The following is a 6,552-nucleotide window of genomic DNA, read 5'->3' as shown; positions in this document are numbered from 1 at the left end:
GCTGACGGCCCAGCTCGGAGGTGATCGAGCCGAACAGCTCGGGATCACGGTCCGACAAAGACTGGGTGAAAAATCCGTCTGAACGGTGTGGGGCATTCACGGGTCAAATCTCCTTCAAAGGGGTCTCAACGCAGCCACGGCTGCATTGGCAGTCAATATGTGGTGCTGCAAAATGGCCTCAGATCACTCGGTCCCGAGGTTCGCGGCCTTCGAAAAAATCGCTCAGGTTGTCGAGAACCCGGAACCCCATCGCCTCGCGTGCTTCGCGTGTCGCGCTGCCCAGATGAGGCAGCATTACAAGGTTGTCGCATTGCAACAGATCCGGGCTGACATGCGGTTCACCATCGAATACGTCCAGTGCAGCACCGCCGATCATATCGAACATCAAAGCTTGAATCAGCGCCCATTCATCGATCACTTCACCACGTGCGGTGTTGATCAAGAATGCGTCAGGCTTCATCAGGCTCAGCCTGCGCGAATTGATTAGGTGCCGGTTGGCTGTACCACCGGGGCAGTGCAAAGAGACGAAATCACAATGCGGTAGCAGTTCGTCGATAGTGTCCACCTGTCTCGCATCGCAACGGGCGAGAACATCGGGTGACACAGCGCTGCGGTTATAGACCAGTACATCCATGCCAAACCCGTGATGAGCGCGGCGGGCCATTTCCTGACCGATGCGGCCATAGCCGATGATGCCCAGTGTCTTACCGCTGACCTTGGTGCCAACCAGATGTGTAGGCCGCCATCCTGCCCAGTTGCCGGATCGCAGTTCGCGTTCGCCCTCACTTGCGCGGCGCGCCACCATCAGCAATAAGGTCATGGCGATATCGGCTGTGCATTCCGACAGAACATCGGGCGTGTTGGTTACGGTCATACCCAGCTCGCGGGCTGAAGGCTCGCAGATGTGGCTGTACCCGACACCGTAATTGGCAAGGATTTTCGTCTGCGCACCCGGCACATCCAGTGCTTCGGCGCTCAGTGTATCTGTTACCGTAGGAAGCACTGCGTCATAAGACTTCAACGCATGCCGGATTTCAGCCGGAGACATGGGTTTGTCCCCGGTGTTCAGTACAGCGTTGTAGTTCTCGGCCAACTGCACCTCGACGGCGGCAGGCCAACGACGGGTCACAAGAACCGAAGGTTTGACCATCACGCAGCCTCCATCGCACGAGCAATGGTTTCACCGATCACGGCGGGGTTTTCGGCGACGGTTACACCGGCGGCGGACAGGATTTCGACCTTTTCGCTGGCGCTTTCGCCGAAGGCCGAGATGATTGCACCTGCGTGCCCCATGGTGCGGCCTTTCGGAGCTGTCAGGCCCGCGACATAGGCAATCACAGGTTTGGTTATGTGGTCGCGGATGTACTCGGCGGCTTCAGCTTCCTGCGGCCCGCCGATTTCACCAATCATGGCAATGGCATGGGTGTCTTCATCTTTTTCAAACCGCTGCAAGATATCTTTGAAGGACGATCCGTTTATTGGGTCGCCTCCGATCCCGACGCTGGTTGAGACTCCGATCCCGCGCTCTTTCAACTGGGCCGCTGCTTCATATCCCAGAGTCCCCGAGCGGCCGATGATCCCAACATGACCCGGCAGATAGATATGTCCTGGCATAATGCCCAGCAGCGCTTTGCCGGGCGAGATTGTGCCCGCGCAGTTTGGCCCGGTCAGAACCATGCGTTTGTCCTTGGGATAGCGGTACATGTACCGCTTCACCCGGATCATATCCTGCGCCGGGATGCCATCAGTGATACACACGCAATAGCGAATACCTGCATCTGCGGCCTCCATGATTGAATCGGCGGCAAAGGGCGGGGGCACGAACACAAGGCTGGCATCCGCGCCGGTTGCCTCAACGGCTTGCTTGACTGTGTCGAAGACCGGAACGCCTTCGACGGTTTCGCCGCCCTTTCCGGGCACAACGCCACCCACAACATTTGTGCCGTATTTCAGCATGTCCTTGGTATGGAACCGCGCCATACGGCCGGTGATGCCTTGTACGATGACACGCGAGTCACGATCGAGAAGAATGCTCATTGCACAGCCCTCATCTTGGTACCTTGAGTAAGGTCGTTTTTCCATGCGCCCACGGCGCGTTCTGCGGCTTCCATCAGCGTTGTGGCGCGGATGACGGGCAGCCCGGATTTGGCAAGTATTTTCTGGCCTTCTTCGACATTCGTTCCAGCCAGCCGAACGACGACCGGGAGATCAAGGTCAAGTTCCTTCAATGCCTGAACGACACCTTCAGCCACCCAGTCGCAGCGGTTGATACCGGCGAAGATATTGACAAGGATTGCTTGTACGTTGTCATCCGACAGAACCAGCCGGAACGCCTTGGCGACACGCTCTGGTGACGCGCCGCCGCCGATGTCCAGGAAGTTGGCAGGCTCGCCCCCGGCCAGTTTGATCGTGTCCATCGTGGCCATTGCCAAACCAGCGCCATTGACGATGCAGCCGATGTTGCCGTCCAGTCCGACATAAGACAGTCCACGGTCCGCCGCGCGGCTTTCGCGCGGGTCTTCCTGGCTTTTGTCACGCAGTTCGGCGATCTGGGGGTGACGGAACAGGGCGTTGTCGTCAAAGCTCATCTTGGCATCCAGTGCCAGCACCCGATCGTCGCCGGTGATGACCAACGGATTGATCTCGACCATAGTGGCGTCCAAGTCGCTGAACGCGGCATAACACCCTTGTAGCGTACGTACCATTTGCTGGGTCAGCTTGGGTTCAAGCCCAAGCTTGAAGGCAATTTCACGCGCCTGGAATTCCTGAAGCCCGACCGCAGGTTCCACGATGGACCGAACGATGCTGTCGGGGCGGTCAGCCGAGATGTCCTCAATCTCCATCCCGCCTTCTGACGAGGCGACGATCATCACCCGCTGGCTGGATCGGTCCAGAACAAAGCCAAGGTAAATCTCACGATCAATCGGCACGGCGGCTTCGACATAGACACGATAGATGCCTTTGCCTTCAGGGCCTGTCTGATGTGTGACCAGCTTACGACCGAACAGGTCATCGCAGGCCTTGTAGATTTCATTTTCGGTGTTGCACAGCTTGACCCCGCCGGCCTTGCCGCGCCCGCCCGCATGGACCTGTGCCTTGACGATCCATTTGCCACCACCCAGTTCACGCGCCCGGTAGGCCGCCTGTTCCGGGCTGTAAGCCAACGCGCCCGCAGGCACCTCGACGCCGAAATTCGAAAGGACTTCTTTCGCCTGGTATTCGTGGATATCCATCTGATGCACTCCTGTTTATGCAGCGATTGAAGTGCCGTAGCGGCTTTCCAGCAGGGCTTCGATTGCGTCGTGATCGACCTCACCGCCCAGCTCACGAATGGCATCGGCGAACAGGCGCACGATCCGGCTGACGGCCTCGCGGTTCAATTGATTGAGGATGCCGATTCGTACCTGCACCGGTTCACTGAGCGTCGGCCAGATACCAAACCCACGGGCGCGGCAGTTCTGCACCAGTTCCATCTCGCGGTCAGCGAGTTCGGGGGGCAAGTTGAGCACGATCAGGCTGGGCATGTCCGAGGTAACCTCGCACCCCATCTCGGTCACGGCGTCCCGCAGGACCTTTTCATGGGTTCTATATGACATGGATCGCTTGGTCAGACCTTCCCGAAGGGTCAGGCGCAAAGACTCATGGAAAGCGGCCACCGCATAACCCGAATGGGTCCGATGATAGGTGCCCTTTTCCACGTCCTGCCCATCGACGATGCCCCAATGGCGCGCTTCAAAGATTGGGTTGTGCACGTAGGTATAAGCACCGGTCGATTTCAGCGTCTCGATATAGGCTTTGGTAAAACTGACAGGGGCATAGGTCAGCGGCAGGCAGCACAGGCCTTTCTGCGGGCAGGACGCCCAACCCGCCACACCCGGATAATCGTCAATCGAAAACTCGTCGACGCCAAGGGACGAAACAGCGTCGATCAGACCCATAGCGCCGTGACGTTGGCAAGCGTCCGAAAAGCCACTCAGGTCGTTCACCCTGCCCGAACCAGTTTCCCAATGCGCCATAAAGGCCCATTTAGGCTTGTGCCGGGCAAGAGAGGCTTCCACGAGTTCAGCAGTCACCGGTTGGCCGTGTGGAACTTCGACCACAGTGACGCTGGCAGCTTGCGGGTCAAGTGGGTTGGCCGCGTGTTCTTCAGGCGTTGCCGCCTTGATCCGCAGGGTCAGCGCGTCGATCCCCGAGAATGTGCCGTTGGTGAAGGCGACAACCGTGTCACCGGGCATAACGGCCGAGAACATAGTGTCCAGGGCGCTCCATCCGGTGCCCGCGACGGCAAAGGTATAGGCGTTTTGAGTGCCCCAGATTTTCCGCAACATATGTTTGCATTCGATCATGCCCCTGAGGACGTCACCCTGCATGTGATCAGCAACACCAGCACTTGCGAAAGCCTTCAAGACACGGGCATCCGTGTTGCCCGGTCCCGGCCCTGCGGCAAGGGTCTCGAGAATTTCGAGCGGAGGGAAAATCTGAAAAGTCATGGCCTGACATCCTCGGCTGTTGGCCGGGCATAGCGGCCTGATGTGATAAGATACCGATTAGAAAACGCGAGCTTGCCGTATAGCGCAACGTAACTTACTACTGCTTTAGGACGGCTAATAGTATAGGGTCATACCTACTCATATTGGCAAAAATACAAATGTATACTAAAGATTCACCCCTTCTTATGGGTAGTATTTCGCAAAATCTGGGCAAAATCATATGATTGAGGCACCGGGCAAATCCATCGACATTATGCTTGCTGGCAGCAATCCACTGGTTCTGTCAGCGATGTCGGAAATATTCGAACGCGATCTCCGATTCTCTTTGGTTGCCACATCGGCGACGGCCGAAGGGTTTCTGGGAACAGTGATGCGGGTTCCCGTTCAGGTCGGTGTGGTGGATTGGGCACTTCCGGTTCTGGGCGCTGCCAAATTGATCGATGTGCTGCTCGATCAGGCCAATGCACCGCGCTTTGTTGTCTATGGCGATAGCTTGGGAGATGTTCCGCGATTGGCTATGCAAGCAGGCGCGGCTGGGTTTGCCGCGCGCTCGGGTGAGGTCGAAGGCCTTCTGGAAACCTGCGCCGAAGTGGCCGCGGGTAAAAAGGTGTTTCCGTTCGTCGATGTTCGGAAAATGCGGCAAGATCCGATTCAGAGTCTCTCGCGCAAGGAACGCGCCATTCTGGAGGCTCTGGCGTAGGGGATGTCCAACCGGGATCTGTCCAGGGAACTTCAGATATCCACGAACACCGTCAAGTTTCACCTGTCCAATATCTATGAAAAGCTGAGTGTCAAAAACAGAACGCAGGCCATCGCATATTTCTATTCGTCCCGACGGATCGGGGACTAGGCCGAGAACAACGAGGAAGGCTGGACATGTCTGAGATCAGAATAAACGTCGTTGGTGCCGGGCGGGTTGGAAAAACTCTGATCAGCCTTCTAGATACAATAGATAGCTGTTCGATTCAGGATGTTCTGAGCACATCCTCTCAATCGGCGCATGAAGCCGTCAAACTGTCCAGCGCCGGACGCGTAGCAAGCGGTTACGCCGATATGCGGCCTGCCGATCTTTGGATCATTTCAGTTCCTGACACGCAAATCTCTGCTGTGGCACACGGGCTTAAAAAAATCTGGGTGGATCGGGAACCACCCGGAGAGCCGCAGGTCGCGTTCCATTGCAGCGGCTACCTTCCTGCTCAGCAACTGGAGCCGTTGCGAAGCCTGAATTGGCATCTGGCCAGCGTTCATCCTGTCATGTCCTTCGCTGATCCTCAGGCCGCCGCCGAACAGTTCAAAGAAGCGCTTTGTGGGTTAGAAGGCGACGAAATGGCCACGGCGTTTATTCAGCCACTCCTGGAGAAACTGGGCGCTAAGTGTTTTCCCATCCGGTCTGAAAACAAAAGCCTGTATCATGCAGCCGCTGTGATATCGAACAATTTCACCGTTGTCTTGCAAGCCATCGCCCGCGAAGCTTGGGCAGAAGCTGGTGTGGCGGACGAAATTGCCCGCAAACTCAACGCGGGTCTGTTAAACAGCACAGTCGAAAACATCGACCTTCTCGGCCCACAAGATGCGCTGACCGGGCCAGCGGCCAGAGGAGACGAAGAGGTTGTAACGAGACAGGGTACTGATGTGGCAGCGTGGCATCCGGCTGCTGGCGAAATTTACATACAATTGAGTACACTGGCGCGAAAGCTTAAGGTATGCGGATCTACGCGACAGACGTAAAGATTCTGATCCAAAGCGTCAGAATTGGACGCATTCGAACAGAATCTACATCGGCGATTTCCCGCATGACTTCAGAAACTCATTTGGGTCGGTTTTACCTCTGCCTGACGGCTTTAGCACTCGGTATGATCAACATCTGAGCCTGCTCTGTTCCCGGCAAATGGTCTGCACTTTGGTCTGACGGCGCGCCGGCCGCCTAGGTGGGTTCTTCCCTAAAGAATGCGTCCGCGACGCTTGTAGGAGAGTGGCTTTCCCGGGCGCTGCTTCCGCGAATCCTTCATTCATGTTACGTTAGGTCAACTTTTGAGATCCGACCTTTTCCACGCACTCAGTT

At 56.8% G+C, this 6,552-nt stretch carries 5 protein-coding genes and 1 pseudogene; 2 read left to right on the top strand and 4 right to left on the bottom strand.

Annotated features, from left to right (window positions below; translation table 11 throughout):
* Nucleotides 1–178 precede the first annotated feature (178 nt).
* The 4 genes from Q0816_RS24615 to Q0816_RS24600 are packed head-to-tail and all read right to left on the bottom strand — an operon-like array spanning nucleotide 179 to nucleotide 4,490.
* Nucleotides 179–1,150: a D-glycerate dehydrogenase gene (locus Q0816_RS24615; RefSeq protein WP_298855659.1), complete on the bottom strand. Its 972-nt coding sequence runs from the start codon at nucleotides 1,148–1,150 to the stop codon at nucleotides 179–181.
* Nucleotides 1,150–2,037 carry a succinate--CoA ligase subunit alpha gene (gene sucD / locus Q0816_RS24610; RefSeq protein ID WP_298855657.1) on the bottom strand — a complete coding sequence of 296 codons (888 nt, stop codon included), beginning with the start codon at nucleotides 2,035–2,037 and terminating at the stop codon, nucleotides 1,150–1,152. Before sucD ends, Q0816_RS24615 begins: the two co-directional genes overlap by 1 nt.
* On the bottom strand, nucleotides 2,034–3,233 hold the full coding sequence (locus tag Q0816_RS24605) for a malate--CoA ligase subunit beta (RefSeq protein WP_298855654.1): 1,200 nt from the start codon (nucleotides 3,231–3,233) through the stop codon (nucleotides 2,034–2,036). Before Q0816_RS24605 ends, sucD begins: the two co-directional genes overlap by 4 nt.
* Nucleotides 3,234–3,248: 15 nt before the next feature.
* Nucleotides 3,249–4,490, bottom strand: coding sequence for an aminotransferase class V-fold PLP-dependent enzyme (locus Q0816_RS24600; protein WP_298855652.1), 1,242 nt, complete (start codon nucleotides 4,488–4,490; stop codon nucleotides 3,249–3,251).
* A 253-nt stretch (nucleotides 4,491–4,743) separates the two neighbouring features.
* On the opposite strand from Q0816_RS24600, the pseudogene Q0816_RS24595 reads away from it, so the two are divergent.
* Nucleotides 4,744–5,340: pseudogene (locus Q0816_RS24595) on the top strand (LuxR C-terminal-related transcriptional regulator).
* Between the two features lie 26 nt (nucleotides 5,341–5,366).
* Nucleotides 5,367–6,218, top strand: a complete 852-nt coding sequence (locus tag Q0816_RS24590) for a Rossmann-like and DUF2520 domain-containing protein (RefSeq protein WP_298855650.1) — start codon at nucleotides 5,367–5,369, stop codon at nucleotides 6,216–6,218.
* Nucleotides 6,219–6,552 lie beyond the last annotated feature (334 nt).

Source organism: uncultured Ruegeria sp. (assembly GCF_947497005.1).
In the GTDB taxonomy this organism is placed as follows: domain Bacteria; phylum Pseudomonadota; class Alphaproteobacteria; order Rhodobacterales; family Rhodobacteraceae; genus Ruegeria.
This window is presented reverse-complemented; position numbering and strand designations above follow the sequence as displayed.